The 15632-nt window shown below is 60.9% G+C and carries 10 protein-coding genes and 1 tRNA gene; 8 read left to right on the forward strand and 3 right to left on the reverse strand.

The annotated features are described in order from the left end of the window. Nucleotides 1-51 precede the first annotated feature (51 nt). Together DA915_RS03010 and DA915_RS03015 are read right to left on the reverse strand one after the other, a co-directional pair. On the reverse strand, nucleotides 52-1716 hold the full coding sequence (locus DA915_RS03010) for an iron ABC transporter permease (protein ID WP_192886389.1): 1665 nt from the start codon (nucleotides 1714-1716) through the stop codon (nucleotides 52-54). 80 nt (nucleotides 1717-1796) lie between these two features. After that, on the reverse strand, nucleotides 1797-5579 hold the full coding sequence (locus tag DA915_RS03015; protein ID WP_107675103.1) for an ATP-binding protein: 3783 nt from the start codon (nucleotides 5577-5579) through the stop codon (nucleotides 1797-1799). Nucleotides 5580-5894: 315 nt separating this feature from the next. Here DA915_RS03015 and DA915_RS03020 point away from each other — a divergent pair. The 3 genes from DA915_RS03020 to DA915_RS03030 all read left to right on the forward strand — a co-directional run bounded on the left by DA915_RS03020 (nucleotide 5895) and on the right by DA915_RS03030 (nucleotide 8608). Next, nucleotides 5895-5971, forward strand: a tRNA-His gene (locus DA915_RS03020). A 271-nt stretch (nucleotides 5972-6242) separates the two neighbouring features. Beyond that, on the forward strand, nucleotides 6243-7871 hold the full coding sequence (locus DA915_RS03025; protein ID WP_192886390.1) for a Ppx/GppA phosphatase family protein: 1629 nt from the start codon (nucleotides 6243-6245) through the stop codon (nucleotides 7869-7871). After that, complete coding sequence (locus tag DA915_RS03030; RefSeq protein ID WP_107675105.1) at nucleotides 7868-8608, forward strand: RlmE family RNA methyltransferase; 741 nt, start codon at nucleotides 7868-7870, stop codon at nucleotides 8606-8608. Before DA915_RS03025 ends, DA915_RS03030 begins: the two co-directional genes overlap by 4 nt. Here the strand turns inward: DA915_RS03030 and DA915_RS03035 are convergent, their stop codons facing one another. Further along, nucleotides 8609-10006 (reverse strand): MDR family MFS transporter, encoded by a 1398-nt coding sequence (locus DA915_RS03035; RefSeq protein WP_107675106.1) that lies wholly within the window; start codon nucleotides 10004-10006, stop codon nucleotides 8609-8611. Nucleotides 10007-10215: 209 nt separating this feature from the next. Between DA915_RS03035 and DA915_RS03040 the strand changes: the two genes are divergently transcribed. The 5 genes from DA915_RS03040 (at nucleotide 10216) to DA915_RS03065 (ending at nucleotide 15591) form a co-directional block, all read left to right on the forward strand. Then, the gene (locus DA915_RS03040) at nucleotides 10216-11217 is read left to right on the forward strand and encodes an MBL fold metallo-hydrolase (protein WP_192886391.1); all 1002 of its coding nucleotides are present in this window, start codon (nucleotides 10216-10218) and stop codon (nucleotides 11215-11217) included. A 179-nt stretch (nucleotides 11218-11396) separates the two neighbouring features. Beyond that, on the forward strand, nucleotides 11397-12902 hold the full coding sequence (guaB, locus tag DA915_RS03050) for an IMP dehydrogenase (RefSeq protein ID WP_020812622.1): 1506 nt from the start codon (nucleotides 11397-11399) through the stop codon (nucleotides 12900-12902). Nucleotides 12903-13017: 115 nt separating this feature from the next. Further along, complete coding sequence (locus DA915_RS03055; RefSeq protein WP_031234389.1) at nucleotides 13018-13419, forward strand: MAPEG family protein; 402 nt, start codon at nucleotides 13018-13020, stop codon at nucleotides 13417-13419. 149 nt (nucleotides 13420-13568) lie between these two features. After that, on the forward strand, nucleotides 13569-14597 hold the full coding sequence (gene adhP, locus DA915_RS03060) for an alcohol dehydrogenase AdhP (RefSeq protein ID WP_107675107.1): 1029 nt from the start codon (nucleotides 13569-13571) through the stop codon (nucleotides 14595-14597). Nucleotides 14598-14715: 118 nt separating this feature from the next. After that, on the forward strand, nucleotides 14716-15591 hold the full coding sequence (locus tag DA915_RS03065; protein ID WP_107675108.1) for a dienelactone hydrolase family protein: 876 nt from the start codon (nucleotides 14716-14718) through the stop codon (nucleotides 15589-15591). The last annotated feature ends 41 nt before the right edge of the window (nucleotides 15592-15632 follow it).

A 15632-nucleotide genomic window follows, 5' to 3' on the forward strand; every position in this document is an offset into this window, starting at 1 on the left:
TACAGGCGGTCGCAAGGCCGCCTTTCTTTTTGCCGCGACGGCCGATGCCATTCAGCGATTTTCCGGATGATCCATCGATTTCGAGACCAGCAGCACAGGAACAAGCCCGGCGATAATGATGATGATCGCCGGTACGGCAGCATCCTGCACCTTTGAGCGGGATGCATCCTCATAGACCAGCGTTGCCAGCGTGTTGAAACCGAAAGGCCGGAGCAGGATGGTGGCCGGCAGTTCCTTCATGGATTCGATCAGGACCAGAAGAAAAGCAGTCAGCGCCGCCGGCCGCATGTTCGGCAACAGCACCTTGAACAGCGTCTGTGCCCGGTTGCGCCCAAGCGTTCGCGAGGCCATGTCGATATGCGGCGAGAGCTTCTGGAAACCGGCATCGAGCGTGCCTTCCGCCATGGTCATGAAGCGCACGGCATGGGCATAGATGATGGCGAAGGCGGTGCCTGATAGCAGCAAGCCGCTGGAAAAGCCGAAATGGGAACGGATGAACCCGTCGACGCCATTATCGAGGCTGGCCAGCGGAATGAGCACGCCAATGGCGAGCACGGTTCCCGGCACGCCATATCCCATGGAGCCGAAGCGGGCGGCGACCTTGGAGGTACGCGAGCGCTCGGTGCGGATGGCATAGGAAAACACAAAAGCGGCAATCAGCGTCACGAAGGCGGCGGAAAGCGAGACTTCGAGACTGTGTCCGAGCGCTTTCAGAAGCTTCGGGGAGAACAGCGCGTCGAGCCTCCTGACGGCATAACCGCCGAGCACGATGACGGGAATGAAAAAGCCGCTCGCCACGGGAACAAAGCAGAACAGGCTTGCGCACCAGCGCCGCCAGCCGGTCAGCGCCTTCAGCCGGTGGCGCTGCGCCATGCTTGTCGCCTTCGGCGCGCCGAAGCGCTGTTTTTCGCGGGCGTTGCGTTCGATGACGATCAGCGCACCGACGATGATGAGGATGACGGCGGCGATCTGGGTCGCATTGGCAAGATTGCCGCGATTGAGCCAGGTCTCGTAAATGGTGAAGGTCAGCGTCTGGACGCCGAGATATTCGACCGCGCCGATATCGTTCAGCGTCTCCATCAAGACCAGCGACAGGCCGATGGCAATCGCCGGCCGCGCCATCGGCAATTGCACGGAGAAGAACACGTTCAGAGGCCTTGCGCCAAGCGTGCGGGCCGCATCAGCCGCAAAACGTCCCTGCATGGAAAAGGCGGCGCGCGCCGAGAGATAGACATAGGGATAGAGTACCGAGCTCAGAACGATGACAGCACCGCCGAGCGAGCGTATATCCGGAAACCAGTAATCGCGGATGCTGTGATAACCGAAGGCCGCGCGAAGGGCGCTCTGCACCGGGCCGGTAAAGTCGAGAAACTCACCGAACGCATAGGCTGCCAGGTAGGACGGAATGGCAAGCGGCAGGACAAGTGCTGCCGACAACAGCCGCCGCAGCGGAAACTCGAATGTAGTGACAAGCCAGGCGCAGGCAATGCCGAAAAATGCCGTCGTCGCGGCCGTCATCCCCAGCAGCATGAAGGTGCGAAAGCCGGCGCGCGGCAGAACATTGGCGAGAAGATGCTGCCACCCCTCCGTGCTGCCGGTCAGCGCCAGCCAGAAGATCGCCAGAATGGGCATGGCGGCAATGGCTGCGACAATGATGGCCGCAATCGGCAATAGCGAAACGCGTTTTGTCGCGGGAAGGGGAGCCGTCATGGGCATGCGAGCCTGCTGTCTTGCAAAAAGCCTTAACCGGCTGATCCTTCAGCCGGCGGCTTTCGCATTGCTACGCCCGCATGACCTCAGTTGGCAAGAACCCGCTGTGACGGAAAGCTGATTTCCACCAGCGTGCCCTCATTCGGCGTTGAGGTGATGGAGAAATTCGCACGGTTGGCGTCCACCATGGCCTTGGTCAGCGGCAGGCCGAGTCCGGTGCCGTCGCCCCGCACACGTTTGCCGGAAGAGGCCACTTGCCGGAACGGCTTCATGGCCTGCTCCAGTTCCGCGCGCGTCATGCCGATGCCGGTATCGCGGATGCGCAGCGACACGCTGCCATTGGCTTCATAGGCTGTGGAAACGACGATCTGGCCGCCTGATGGCGTGAAACGGATGGCGTTCGACAGGATGTTCAGCACGATCTGCTTGATCGAGCGCAGGTCGGCGACGATCTGCGGCACAGATTGCGCAAGGGCCGTGCGGATAATGACACGCTGGTTATTGGCTTGCGGTTGCACCAGCGACACCGCCTCGGCCACCGTCTCGTTCAGCGGCACGGCGATGAAATCCACATCCATCTGCCCGGCCTCGATCTTCGAAATATCGAGGAGATCATTGACGATATCGAGCACATGCCGGCCGGAGCGGCCGATATCGTTGGAATATTCCACATAGCGCGAATGGCCGATAGGCCCGAAGCGTTCAGTCGCCATCATGTCGGCAAAGCCGATGATGGCGTTGAGCGGCGTGCGGATTTCATGGCTGACGCGCGCGAGGAAATCGGTCTTGTGGGCATTGGCGGTTTCCGCCGCGCGCTTGGCGTTGCGCAGTTCCTCTTCCGTGCGCTTCCACTGGGTGATGTCACGAATGACAACGCAATAGCCATGCGAGGATTTAAGCCGGCCAATGGTCATGAACAGCGGCAGGAAGCCGCCGGATGCCTCGCGGCCGATCACTTCGCGGCCATCATTCAGCACGCTCGCGACACCGTTATTGGCAAGGCCGGAAAGATAATCCAGCACGGCGCGCTGGCTCTCATGGGCAAAGAGGGTGACGAAAGGTTTTCCGGCGATTTCACCATTATCATAATTGAACAGCGCGCTGGCGGAACGGTTGAGCGAGCGGATTTCGCCTTCGTCTCCCAGAAGCACCACGCCATCGGTGGCGGTTTCCAGAATGGAGTGCAGTTCCTCCACTTCGCCCTGCAGGAGGGAGAGGCTACCTGCTTCCGCATTTTCGATGTCGCCGGCCGCAATATTTTCGTTGGCGGCCGCAACCGGCGCCTGCTTTTCTTCGAGCGGCACCAGCGACAGCATCAGCGCCTTGGTTTCTTCCCAGCGGATGGATTGCAGCCGCGCCTTGACCGGAATGATGTCGTTTTCGGCGCTGACGACGACCATGCCGCCCTCATTGTCCGGCATGTCCTCCAGATCCTGCCGCTGCAGCAGCGCTTCCAGCCCGCCGACATCTTGCAGTTCAGCGAGAGATCCATAGCCCGTCAACCGCAGGAAATCCGGATTGGCGTGGATCAGCCTGTCGCCGGCATGCACCAGAAGCGCAACGGGCATCTGGTCCAGCGTCTCGGCCGTCAACGCATTTGCGGGGCGAACGGACGGGCTGACCATGGAGGCGGCAATATCGGCAGTCGGCTGCTCGTCAATTGCAGTCTCCTGCTTTTCGTCAGAGCCGCTTTCATCCGCCGCTGCGCGAATGGTCGCGGGCTGCTCGCCACGAACATAGTCCGCAAAAAGATCGTCTTCATCAGCCGGTTCGTTCGTCTTTTCGTCATTTTTCGTATCGAAGGGTGCGCTTTCCGGCGCATCCGCAACGATATCCTGCTGGATATCCTGCCCTGCCGGCTCGGCGGAAATGGTCTCCGCATCTGTGCCCGGGTTTTCCTCCGAAGCAGTATCCGCCGGCGCCAGGGCCCGGCCGATTTCGCGGAAGGCAGCCTGCTCGCCTGCGGTCAGGCCCTCGCGGGAGCGGGAACGGCGCTCCTCCAGATGGACGACCTTGTCGGAATAGGTTGGCTCCAGCGCCGGCGCCACAACAGGTGCCTCGAATTCCGGCGGAGTATAGTCAGCGTGCGGTTCTTCGACAGAGACCGCATCCGATGCGTCGTCTGACGCATCGACGTCCGTTGCCGGGTCCTCATCCTCACCAGAATCGCCGCCTTCGTCGTCATCCTCATCGATAAAGGCCAGCAATTCGTGGCTTTCATCCTCGATAGACGGCTGCGGCAGTGCTTCTGCCGGATCGGCCTCTTCGCCATCGAGGAAGGTAAGGCCCGTGGCATGCGGGTCTTCGGTGGCATCGGCAAGCCGCACGATACCGAAACCGCGGAAACCGTCGAATTCGCGTGAGCGCGTATAGGTGGGCAGGGCGGCGAGATCGATCGGCACCATCAGCGATGTGCCTTCCACCGGCCAATAGATCGTCTTGCCCGACCAGGTGTCGCGACGGCCGAGAAGCTCGCGGATCTTGCCGTCGGGATCGAGATTGAACAGGGCTGCGACATCGGCAAAGCCCATGCCTTCCACGGCTGCAGCCTTCGCGCCCACGGCTTCCGCAAACTCATGCGAGATCGAGCTGAAGCGTCCTTCGGCGTCGATTTTCCAGACGAAACGGGAAGCGCGTGCACCAGCATTGAAGACAAAAGGCTGTGCTTCTTCGCCAGCGCCGTTGTCTGTCTCCTCGGTCTCCGTCGTTATCTCCTCATCCGCCGCAGGAGCAGCTTCTGACGGCGCGGTTTCGACGATTTCATCGTCCGCGGCTGCATTGTCTTCGGCCCGGGCCTCTTCGGCAGGGGCGTCGGCGTCGGCGATTGCTCGCTCGGTTAAGGGAGCCTCTGCTTCATCCTCATCAAGTTCGAAAAGATCGGCGATGTCGTCAGTCATCGCCATATCAGCAGCGGCGTCGGCCTCCTGCGCGGAAAGCTCCGCCGGGGTCTCCGCTCCGATTTCCGGCAATGTCAGAAGGCTGTTCTCATCCTGCTGCGCTGCCACTTCCTCTTCGGGATCGGCCAGCAGTTCCTGCACCTCTTCCACATCTTCGATGCCAGCGACGGCATCGAGCACGGAATCGAAGGAGGCGGCTGTTGCGACAGCAGGCGCGGCCTCCGCAACCGGCAAGGCGGGTTCGGCGGCGGCGGGCGTTTCCTGCGGCTTGTCTTCCGCAAAACCATTAACGGGGTCGAGTGTGCCCAGCGCGGTTTCGACCACGAACATCAGGTTCAGTTCGGGCGACGCGGCGATCTGGCCGGTGGCGGCGGGCAGATAGCCCTTGCCGGTTGGCACCGGCCGCTTGACGAGATGGCCGGACTGGCCGGCTGCCATTTTCACCAGCGTCCGCGCCGTGTGCGGCGTGATACCGAGCGACGAAAAGCCGGGCGAGGCGGCGATAATCTCGTTCTCGCCGTTCAGAACCGCCATATGGATATCGGGATCGTCAAAACCTTCGATCATGCGCCGGGCGCATTCTGCCGTGTCGGGTGCGGCCTGATCGGTAAGGGCCGAAAACAGGATGGCCGGCTGACCGGGCTCGGCCTCGATGATTTCCGCGCGCGCGGTGACGGCAAGGCTGCGGAAACCCGATGTGATGCGAATGGTAAACGGCAGGCTGTCGCCCGCTTTGGAAAGCCGCGCCGCCGTGGCCGCCAATTGCCGGAAGGTCACGTCCCGTGGCTTCGGGCCCTGTTCCAGAAAATCATAGACCATCGGCGTGCCGAACAGCGCCGCACCCCGGCCATTGGCCCAAAGGGCATTTTTAAGGTCCAGCGAGAACAGCGCCATGGCCGCGCCACGCCCGAAACCTTCACGCACCCGTTCATGTACTGCGATATCGATAAAGGGATACTGGACGGCGGGCATGTCGAAACCTATTCTGGCACTACCGGACCTTGCGGGCTTTCGGCTTCCTCATGAAGCGCAAAACGTAAACCCGCCGAGGCATCACGTTAACAGAATTTTAAATAACTTCACAGCGCTGCCGGGTCCACCATCTGCGGGATGAATCGCCAAATAGAGTTAACATCAACAGGCCGCTGCGGCTTCTCCATGTCAGCCCGGCCCATTGAAAAGAACTTGCCTTTCGACGCCTTTTTTCGCAAAATTCGAAGAGGCACTTGCAAATGGGGGAAACACCTTTTATGTCACCCCCCGTGACGCCGCTTCGGCGTTTCATGTGCGGTTGTAGCTCAGTTGGTTAGAGCGCAGGTTTGTGGCACCTGAGGTCGGTGGTTCGACCCCACTCAACCGTACCATTCCCCTCTCCCGATAAGTCTATATGTCACAGTGACTTACCGGGAGAGGGGAGTATTTTCTTCCGTCGATGCTGTTCATGCCTGCGGATCCCTGCTGAAGCCCTGACGCCGCGCAGGCTGCTTCCGATTTCCGAAAATCCCCAAAACCATTGCGTGACTGTGTCGTTCCCATGCAGCATGGGTAACGCATGAACCCTGGGCCATACGCAGCCCGGCAAAAACCATTTGGCTAAAATCTCTTGCGCTGGTATTGTCCGCCCAACGAAACCTTATGAAAGCCAGCAGCATAGCGTCTACGCTTGTGCGCGGCGAAATGGACAAGACAGTGATCGACCCCGGAAACGGCCCAAAGCCGTCGGAACAAGGGGCGTCGGTGGCGAACAAAGGGAAAGCGAAGCGATCCCGTCGTGGCAAGAAACACAAGCGTGACGGTCAGCCCCGTGACGCTGTTGTGCTGTCGCATGATGTTGCCGCGGATGTTCCGGCCGGTTCCTCCTACGTATCGGCTCTCGAGCCGGATGCCGAGCCGCGCAAGAGAAAGCGCCGCAGGCGCTCCCGCGGCAAGGGTACGTCTCAACAGGCTGCCCCAGCTTCCAGCGCGCAGACGCAGGCTCCAGCCGCAACAGATGCGGCCAATCCATCCTCCGTGCCGCCGGGCGGCGGGCGAAAGTCGCGCCACCGCAAGCGTGGGCATCGCGATCCGCGCGGCCGTGATCCACAGGGTCGTCCGCTGGTTCCTACCCATGCGCCGAAACATGTCGGCAAGCAGAATGGCCGGGCCAACGGGGCTGGACAGGAACCGCACCGGCAATCCGAAATATTCGCCCGCCACGCAGGCCGCCAGCACGAGCATGGCCAGGAGCCGCCGGCGGATATGTATGCCGCGCTCGATCTCGGCACCAATAATTGCCGCCTTCTGATCGCGCAGCCGACGCGGCCCGGTCAGTTCCGGGTCGTCGATGCCTTTTCGCGTATCGTCCGGCTGGGTGAGGGGCTGGTGTCGAGTGGGCGGCTGTCCGATGATGCCATGGATCGTGCTGTCGAGGCGCTGAAAGTCTGCTCCGCGAAACTCTCGGGCCGCCCGATCAGGCGCATGCGTCTCATCGCCACCGAGGCCTGCCGCGCTGCGTCGAATGGCGAAGAGTTTCTGGCGCGTGTCACGCGGGAAACGGGACTGAAGCTTGAAATCATCAGCCGCGAGACGGAAGCCCGCCTTGCGGTGTCTGGCTGCGCCTCGCTCGTCGGGCGTGAAGCACGCTCCGTCGTGCTGTTCGATATCGGTGGCGGATCCTCGGAAATCGCCGTTATCAAGGTCGGGGAAAATCGCTCGAACCGGCTCGCCAATCACATCACCCACTGGACCTCGCTGCCGGTTGGCGTCGTCACGCTTTCGGAACGTCACGGCGGCCGTGATGTGACGCCGGATGTCTTTGCCGCCATGGTGCGGGAAGTCGAAGGGTTGCTCGATGCCTTCCATTGCCCGCCTCTGGCGCCGCAGATGCATCACGAGGATTTTCACCTGATCGGAACGTCGGGCACGGTGACGACGCTTGCCGGCGTCCATCTCGATCTGCCACGATACGATCGTCGGAAGGTGGATGGTCTCTGGCTTTCCGATGCCGAGGTGACGGCGATGCAGGACAAGCTGCTGGCCTGGGATTTTGCCGGCCGCGCCGCCAATGCCTGCATCGGGCCTGACAGGGCGGATCTGGTTCTGGCCGGCTGCGCCATTCTCGAGGCCATTCGCCGCCGCTGGCCGGCGCGGCGTATGCGAGTGGCCGATCGCGGTCTGCGCGAAGGCCTGTTGACGGATATGATGGCGGATGACGGCGCATGGCGGCGTAACCGCATAAGGCGCATGCAGATGACACGGCAGGACAGGACGGAAGGTTTGACATGAGCAAGGCGCCGACAAGCACCAATCGCACCGGCCGAAAGATCGGCCAGAAGGTCAAGAAGACCAAGCTCAAGGCCTCATCGCGCCGTTGGCTTGAACGTCATATCAATGACCCCTATGTGCAGCGCGCCAAGCTTGAAGGCTATCGCGCCCGCGCCGCCTTCAAGCTGCTGGAAATCAACGACAAGCATCAGATATTGAAGGGCGCGACCCGCATCATCGACCTTGGTGCGGCACCCGGAAGCTGGTCGCAGATCGCTTCGAAGGTGACGGATTCCACCGAGGACGATATCCGCGTCGCGGCGATCGATTTTCTCGAAATCGATCCCATTCCCGGCGTAAAAATCCTGCAGCTCGACTTCCTTGATCCGACAGCACCCGAAAAGCTGATGGAGGCCGTTGGCGGCACGCCTGATCTGGTATTGTCGGATATGGCGGCGCCCACCACCGGGCACCAGAAGACCGACCATATCCGCACCATGCATCTGTGCGAAGTCGCGGCCGATTTCGCCGTTCAGGTGCTGGCGGAAGGCGGCCATTTCCTTGCCAAGACCTTCCAGGGCGGCACGGAAAAGCAGTTGCTGGACATGCTGAAGAAGAACTTCAAGCAGGTGTTGCACGTCAAGCCGGCGTCCTCACGCTCGGAATCGGTGGAAATGTTCCTGCTTGCCAAGCACTTCAAGGGCCGCAAGAACGAGCCGGCTGACGCATCCGAAGCCGACGAGGCGGCGGAAGACTGATCACTCCGCCGGTTGCGAGACCTTGCCGCGGTGGCCGGAGACGGCCGCCCCGGCATTGCCGTCCATGCGGATGATCGGCACGATGGCGAACAGCGATACCAGCGCCACGATGGTGAAGGCGACGTGGAAATCGGCAAGCTGCAGATGCGAGCCTGATATCATGCTGCTGACTTCCAGAATGGAGGCGGCGAAAGCCACGCCCAGCGCCAGGCTGATCTGCTGCAGTACTGACGCCATCGAGGTCGCCTGACTGGCCTGGCTGTCCTCGATATCGGAATAGCTGAGCGCGTTCGACCCGGTGAAAAAGAAGGAACGGGCAAACCCCGCCGTGACAAGGAAGATCATGATCAGCGGATAGGGCGTTTCCGGCGTGAAGAAGCTGTTGGCAAGCGTTGTGAAGGCGCCGACGATGCCGGCCCCAATCAGCGTTGATCGGAAGCCTGTCGCCGCAAAGACCCGCTTGGCCATGAATTTCGTGGTGATCGCACCGATCGCGCCTGCAAAGGTGATCATGCCTGACTGGAACGGGTTCAACCCGAAACCGATCTGCAGCATCAGTGGCATCAGGAAGGGAATGGCGCCCGTGGAAATGCGGAAAACGGTGCCGCCGACGGAAGCCGCCCGGAAGGTCGCGTTCTGGAATATGCGGAAATCCAGAATGGGGGCAGGGTGGCGTGCGGCGTGGCGCATGTAAAGAAAACCGCAGATGAAACCGATGATCGTCGAGGCGATGCCGATGGCGGGCGGCAGGGCCGGAAGGCTGACGACCGACAGACCGAATACGACGCCGGAGGCGGCGATGCCTGAGAGCACGAACCCTTTGCCGTCCATCGGCGGTGGGTTGGTGGTTTCGATTTCCGGCAGGAAGATCGTCGAGAGCCAGATGCCGATGACGCCGATGGGGACGTTGATGAGGAAAATCCAGTGCCATGAAAAATAGGTGGTGATGAAGCCGCCGATGGGCGGGCCGGTCAGCGGTCCCACAAGTCCAGGTATCGTCAGCAGCGCCATGGCAGAGACGAGCTCGCTGCGCTTGGTCGTGCGCAGCAGCACGAGGCGGCCGACGGGCGTCATCATCGCACCGCCCATGCCCTGCAGGAAACGCGAAAGCACGAATTCGAACACCGACGAGGACACCGCGCAGCAGATCGACCCCACGACAAAGACGCCGATGGCGAAACGGAAGATTTTCTTCGCGCCGTATTTGTCGGCCATCCAGCCGCTGATGGGAATGAAGATCGCCAGCGCCACCATATAGGCGGTCAGCGCGAGCTTGAGCGTGATCGGCCCAACATTAAGGTCGGCTGCAATCGCCGGAAGCGAGGTGGCGATGACGGTGGAGTCCATTTGCTCCATGAAGAGAGCGACTGCCAGGATGAGGGGAATAATGCGGTTCATGAGGCTGCCTGCGGCTTTCCGCTGCGACAAAGGATATCGCCGTTCCTCCTACGCCTGATGAGCGGGCTTGCCAACACGTTAATTATCAATTTCTCAAGTTCCGATCAAACCTGCGTGAGGCCGGTTTTCTTGCAACTTTCTCGCTCTATTGTCCGTTCGGTGAGTTCAGTTGGCGATCACGGCCAGTTGGCGATATCGGGAGAAAGATGATGACCCAATCCTTGAGCATGAGCAGACGCGGCCTCATCGGTGCGGCCGGTGCAAGCGTTCTCGGCGCGCCGCTTTTGATGGCGCGCAGCGCAAATGCCCAGACCAACCAGCCGCAGACCTCCATGGAGATCAAACACGCCATGCCGCCGGAAACCAACCGCTTCAAGCTCGGCAATTTCGAAGTGCTCGTGGTGAAGGACGGCTCACGCGCCGCACCCAATCCCGGCGAGACCTTCGGCACGGATCAGTCTGCGGAAACGGTCGGCAAATTGCTGGAAGACAATTTTCTGCCGAAGGACCAGTTCGTCAATTCCTTCTCGCCGGTTCTCATCAATACAGGCACGGACCTCGTGCTGTTCGACACCGGTTTTGGTGAGGCCGGTCGCGGCGCCGGCAACGGCCGCCTGACCGAGGGCATGGCGGCGGCCGGTTATTCGCCAGAGGATGTAACCGTGGTGGTGCTGACCCATATGCATGGCGACCACATAGGCGGGCTGATGGAAAAGGGCGCGCCTGCGTTCTCCAAGGCGCGTTATGTTTTCGGCCAGGCGGAATATGATTTCTGGGCGGACGAGAAGCGGGTGGGAACACCGGCCGAGGGCGGCCATAAGGGTGTTCTGGCCAGCGTCAAGCCGCTGGCGGAAAAGGCGACCTTCATCGGTGATGGTGGCAATGTCGTGTCCGGCATCACCGGCATTGCAGCTTTCGGTCATTCGCCTGGCCATATGATCTTCCGTGTCGAATCGGAAGGCAAGCAGCTGATCCTGACGGCGGACACGGCCAATCATTTCGTCCTGTCGCTGCAAAGGCCGGACTGGGAGGTCAAGTTCGACATGGACAAGGCGGCGGCGGCCGCGACCCGCAAGAAAGTCTATGACATGATCGCTACCGACCGGCTGCCCTTCCTTGGGTATCACATGCCTTTTCCGGCTGTCGGTTACGCGGAAAAGCTGGATACGGGTTACCGTTTCGTGCCGAAATCCTATCAGTTCGATATCTGATATCTGCTGCAATGCAGCAACAGAGGGGACCCGGAAGGCAATTCCGGGTTTTTTCTATTCCCTTCCTGTCATGAACGTGTTACCAGCCCTCGCCAACTTCCAAGCAATCCTTGCAGGGCGCCGGGGTGAACTTTTCGTTCCGGAACGGCCACGCATTTTCATTATGAAGGAATTTGGTCATGGCACGCATCATTCAAACACCCACTGGTTTGGACGCTCTCACATTTGACGATGTGTTGCTGCAACCCGGACATTCCGAGGTTATGCCGGGACAGACGAATATCGCCACCCGCATCGCCCGCGATATCGATCTCAACCTTCCAATCCTCTCTTCCGCCATGGACACGGTGACCGAAGGCCGTCTCGCTATCGCCATGGCCCAGGCCGGCGGCATCGGCGTTATCCACCGCAACCTCACCCCCATCGAACAGGCTGAAGAAGTTCGGCAGGTGAAGAAGTTCGAAAGCGGCATGGTCGTCAACCCGGTCACGATAGGCCCGGATGCGACGCTTGCAGAAGCGCAGGCGCTGATGAAGGCGCATGGCATTTCCGGTATTCCGGTGGTTGAAAATGGCGGCTCCGGCGGCCACAAGAACGGCCGCCTCGTCGGCATTCTGACGAACCGCGACGTGCGCTTCGCTTCCGATCCGCAGCAGAAAATCTATGAACTGATGACCCGCGAAAATCTGGTCACGGTCAAGGAAAGCAGCGTCGATCAGCAGGAAGCGCGCCGCCTGCTGCACAAGCACCGCATTGAAAAGCTGCTGGTTGTGGACGGAAAGGGCAATTGCGTCGGCCTCATCACCGTCAAGGATATCGAGAAATCGCAGCTTAATCCCAATGCCACCAAGGATGCGCAGGGCCGTCTTCGCGCCGCCGCCGCCATCAGCGTTGGTGCCGATGCCATCGAGCGCGCCGAGCGCCTCATCGATGCTGGTGTAGACCTTCTGGTCGTCGATACCGCACACGGCCATTCGCAGCGCGTGCTCGATGCCGTTTCGGTGGTCAAGAAGATGTCGAACTCGGTTCGCATCATCGCCGGCAATGTCGCAACCGCTGACGGCACCAAGGCGCTGATCGATGCCGGCGCCGATGGCGTCAAGGTCGGTATCGGCCCCGGTTCCATCTGCACCACCCGCATCGTCGCCGGCGTCGGCGTTCCGCAGCTTGCCGCGATCATGTCGTCGGTCGAGGTGGCCAATGCGGCTGACATTCCTGTCATCGCCGATGGCGGCATCAAGTTCTCGGGCGATCTGGCCAAGGCCATCGCCGCCGGCGCTTCCGCCGTCATGATCGGCTCGCTGTTGGCAGGTACGGATGAAAGCCCGGGCGAGGTGTTCCTCTACCAGGGCCGCTCCTTCAAGGCCTATCGCGGCATGGGTTCCGTTGGCGCCATGGCCCGCGGTTCCGCCGACCGCTATTTCCAGGCGGAAGTGCGCGACACGCTGAAGCTCGTTCCCGAGGGCATCGAAGGCCAGGTTCCCTATAAGGGTCCGGTTTCCGGCGTGCTGCACCAGCTGGCCGGTGGCCTCAAGGCCGCCATGGGTTATGTCGGCGGCAGCAACATCAAGGAATTCCAGGAGCGCGCCACCTTCGTGCGCATCTCCAGCGCGGGCCTGCGCGAAAGCCATGCTCATGACGTGACGATCACCCGCGAAAGCCCGAACTATCCCGGCGCGGTTTGATCTTTCGAGCCGAATCCGTAAAAAGATAGGCTAGTTATTTGGCGCTCCCCGATCTCAAGCCGGATCGGGGAGCGTTTTCACGATTGGGGGAGAAAGCATGTCACCAACGACCGCAATGTTCTGGCCGATGATCGCCCATGTCTTTCTCGTCTTCTTGCTTTACGGCCTGCTGATCATCCGGCGCAACAAATACACCTTCAAGGATCGCGAATCGGCGATCAAGCTGCGTGATCACGGCGAGGAGGCGCACGAAAGCCGTTTGGTGAACCGCAATATTGCCAACCAGTTCGAGCTGCCGGTCCTGTTCCACATCGCCTGCCTGCTGCTTTACATCACGGATGCGGATAATGTCGTCACCGTTGTTCTGGCATGGCTGTTCGTGCTTTCGCGCTACGCCCATTCCTATGTCCACGTCACCAGCAATCGCCTGCGTCAGCGCGGCGCATTGTTCGGCATCGGCTTTGCACTGGTCGTCTGCCTCTGGGCATGGCTCGCCATATGGTTGGCGCTGGAATAAATCAGCACCGTGAGGTTGCCTCATAAGTGAGACAATCCCGCCTGGCAAAATACTCCGATTTGCGATGGGTCAATTCCATGACGCCGCATCCCCGTTAATCTCTGCCTGCCGTCGAGGATTTCAGGCGAGCAGAGATTAGGGAGTATGTCATGGCTAAGACAATGAAGGCGGCGGTTGTCCGCGCATTTGGAAAACCGCTGACCATCGAGGAAGTGGCGATACCGGATCCCGGTCCCGGTGAAATTCTCATCAACTACAAGGCGACGGGCATTTGCCACACCGACCTGCACGCAGCAACGGGCGACTGGCCGGTCAAGCCCAACCCGCCCTTCATTCCCGGCCACGAAGGTGTCGGTTATGTCGCCAAGATCGGCGCAGGCGTCACCGGCATCAAGGAAGGCGACCGCGCCGGCACGCCGTGGCTCTACACCGCCTGCGGATGCTGCATTCCCTGCCGTACCGGCTGGGAGACTCTTTGCCCAAGCCAGAAGAATTCGGGTTATTCTGTCAACGGCAGCTTTGCCGAATATGGCCTTGCCGATCCGAAATTCGTCGGCCGCCTGCCGGATAATCTAGAATTCGGTCCCGCCGCACCCGTGCTCTGCGCCGGTGTCACCGTCTACAAGGGTCTGAAGGAAACCGAAGTCAGGCCCGGTGAGTGGGTGGTCATTTCAGGCATTGGCGGGCTTGGCCACATGGCCGTGCAATATGCCAAGGCGATGGGCATGCATGTCGTTGCCGCCGATATTTTCGACGACAAGCTGGCGCTTGCGAAAAAACTCGGAGCCGATGTCGTCGTCAATGGCCGTGCGCCTGACGCAGTTGAGCAGGTGCAGAAGGCAACCGGCGGTGTCCATGGCGCGCTGGTGACGGCGGTTTCGCCCAAGGCCATGGAGCAGGCCTACGGTTTCCTCCGCTCCAAGGGGACGATGGCGCTTGTCGGCCTGCCGCCGGGCTTTATCTCCATTCCGGTTTTCGACACGGTGCTGAAGCGCATCACGGTGCGCGGCTCCATCGTCGGCACACGGCAGGATCTGGAGGAGGCGCTGACCTTCGCCGGTGAAGGCAAGGTGGCCGCCCACTTCTCGTGGGACAAGCTCGAAAACATCAACGATATCTTCCATCGCATGGAAGAGGGCAAGATCGACGGCCGCATCGTCGTGGACCTCGCCGCCTGATGTGAAAATGCGGCCGCGGCGCTCACGCAAATGTGTGACGCCGCTTCCGCCCGCATCGTTCCCCGTAGGGCGATCTGCGCTATCCTTCCGCATCCGTGCGTTCAAGGAGGATAGAGCGATGGACAAGCCCAAGATTACGCAGGCCATGATCGACGCTTATGATGAATATACCCATCTCAGCCTCGACCGCCGCAAATTCATGGAAAAGCTCACCGTGCTGGCCGGCTCCGGTGCGGCCGCCGCGGCAATCGCCCCGCTGCTTTCCGCCAACAGCGCCCGTGCGGCAATCGTAGCACCCGATGATGCGGGGATCGTCGCGGAAGAGGTGACATATCCCGGCCCCGCCGGCGAGATGAAGGGTTACCTCGTTACACCGAAATCGGCATCCGGCCCCATCGGCTCGGTCATCGTCATCCATGAGAACCGCGGTCTGAACGACCATATCCGTGACGTGGCCAGACGGGTGGCGCTCGCTGGTTTCCGGGCGCTTGCGGTCGATTTCCTCTCTCCGCAGGGCGGCACGCCCGCTGACGAGGAAAAGGCACGGCAGATGTTCAGCGGTCTCGACATGGATGCGACCGTCGCCAACGCCGAAGCGGGCCGGGTGTGGCTTGCGGCAAGGCAGGGGGCGAATGGCAAGGTCGGCGCGGTCGGTTTCTGCTGGGGCGGCGGGCTGGTAAATCGTTTCGCCACCAAGTCGGCAGGTTTGAATGCCGGCGTCGCCTATTACGGCCAGCAGGCGCCGGCGGCCGATGTGCCTGCCATCAAGGCGCCACTGCTTTTGCACTATGCGGGTCTCGACGAGCGCATCAATGCCGGCATCGACGCCTATAAGAAGGCGCTGGAGGAAAACGGCAAGACCTTCGAAATCTTCGTTTATGACGGCGTCAACCACGCCTTCAACAATGACACTTCCTCGGCGCGTTACGACAAGGCGGCTGCCGATCTTGCCTGGGGCCGGACGACGGATTTCTTCAAGAAATATCTGGCGTGATTGGGTTTCGAGGTTGCCACTCGGTTCTTATCACCGTTGGC

Source organism: Agrobacterium sp. LAD9 (assembly GCF_003031125.1).
GTDB classification, from domain to species: Bacteria; Pseudomonadota; Alphaproteobacteria; order Rhizobiales; family Rhizobiaceae; genus Agrobacterium; species Agrobacterium radiobacter.

Coding starts and splice junctions, on each gene's coding strand:
- DA915_RS03010 (WP_192886389.1), bottom strand. CDS start 1,716: ATGCCCATGACGGCTCCCCTTCCCGCGACAAAACGCGTTTCGCTATTG.
- DA915_RS03015 (WP_107675103.1), bottom strand. CDS start 5,579: ATGCCCGCCGTCCAGTATCCCTTTATCGATATCGCAGTACATGAACGG.
- DA915_RS03025 (WP_192886390.1), top strand. CDS start 6,243: ATGAAAGCCAGCAGCATAGCGTCTACGCTTGTGCGCGGCGAAATGGAC.
- DA915_RS03030 (WP_107675105.1), top strand. CDS start 7,868: ATGAGCAAGGCGCCGACAAGCACCAATCGCACCGGCCGAAAGATCGGC.
- DA915_RS03035 (WP_107675106.1), bottom strand. CDS start 10,006: ATGAACCGCATTATTCCCCTCATCCTGGCAGTCGCTCTCTTCATGGAG.
- DA915_RS03040 (WP_192886391.1), top strand. CDS start 10,216: ATGACCCAATCCTTGAGCATGAGCAGACGCGGCCTCATCGGTGCGGCC.
- guaB (WP_020812622.1), top strand. CDS start 11,397: ATGGCACGCATCATTCAAACACCCACTGGTTTGGACGCTCTCACATTT.
- DA915_RS03055 (WP_031234389.1), top strand. CDS start 13,018: ATGTTCTGGCCGATGATCGCCCATGTCTTTCTCGTCTTCTTGCTTTAC.
- adhP (WP_107675107.1), top strand. CDS start 13,569: ATGGCTAAGACAATGAAGGCGGCGGTTGTCCGCGCATTTGGAAAACCG.
- DA915_RS03065 (WP_107675108.1), top strand. CDS start 14,716: ATGGACAAGCCCAAGATTACGCAGGCCATGATCGACGCTTATGATGAA.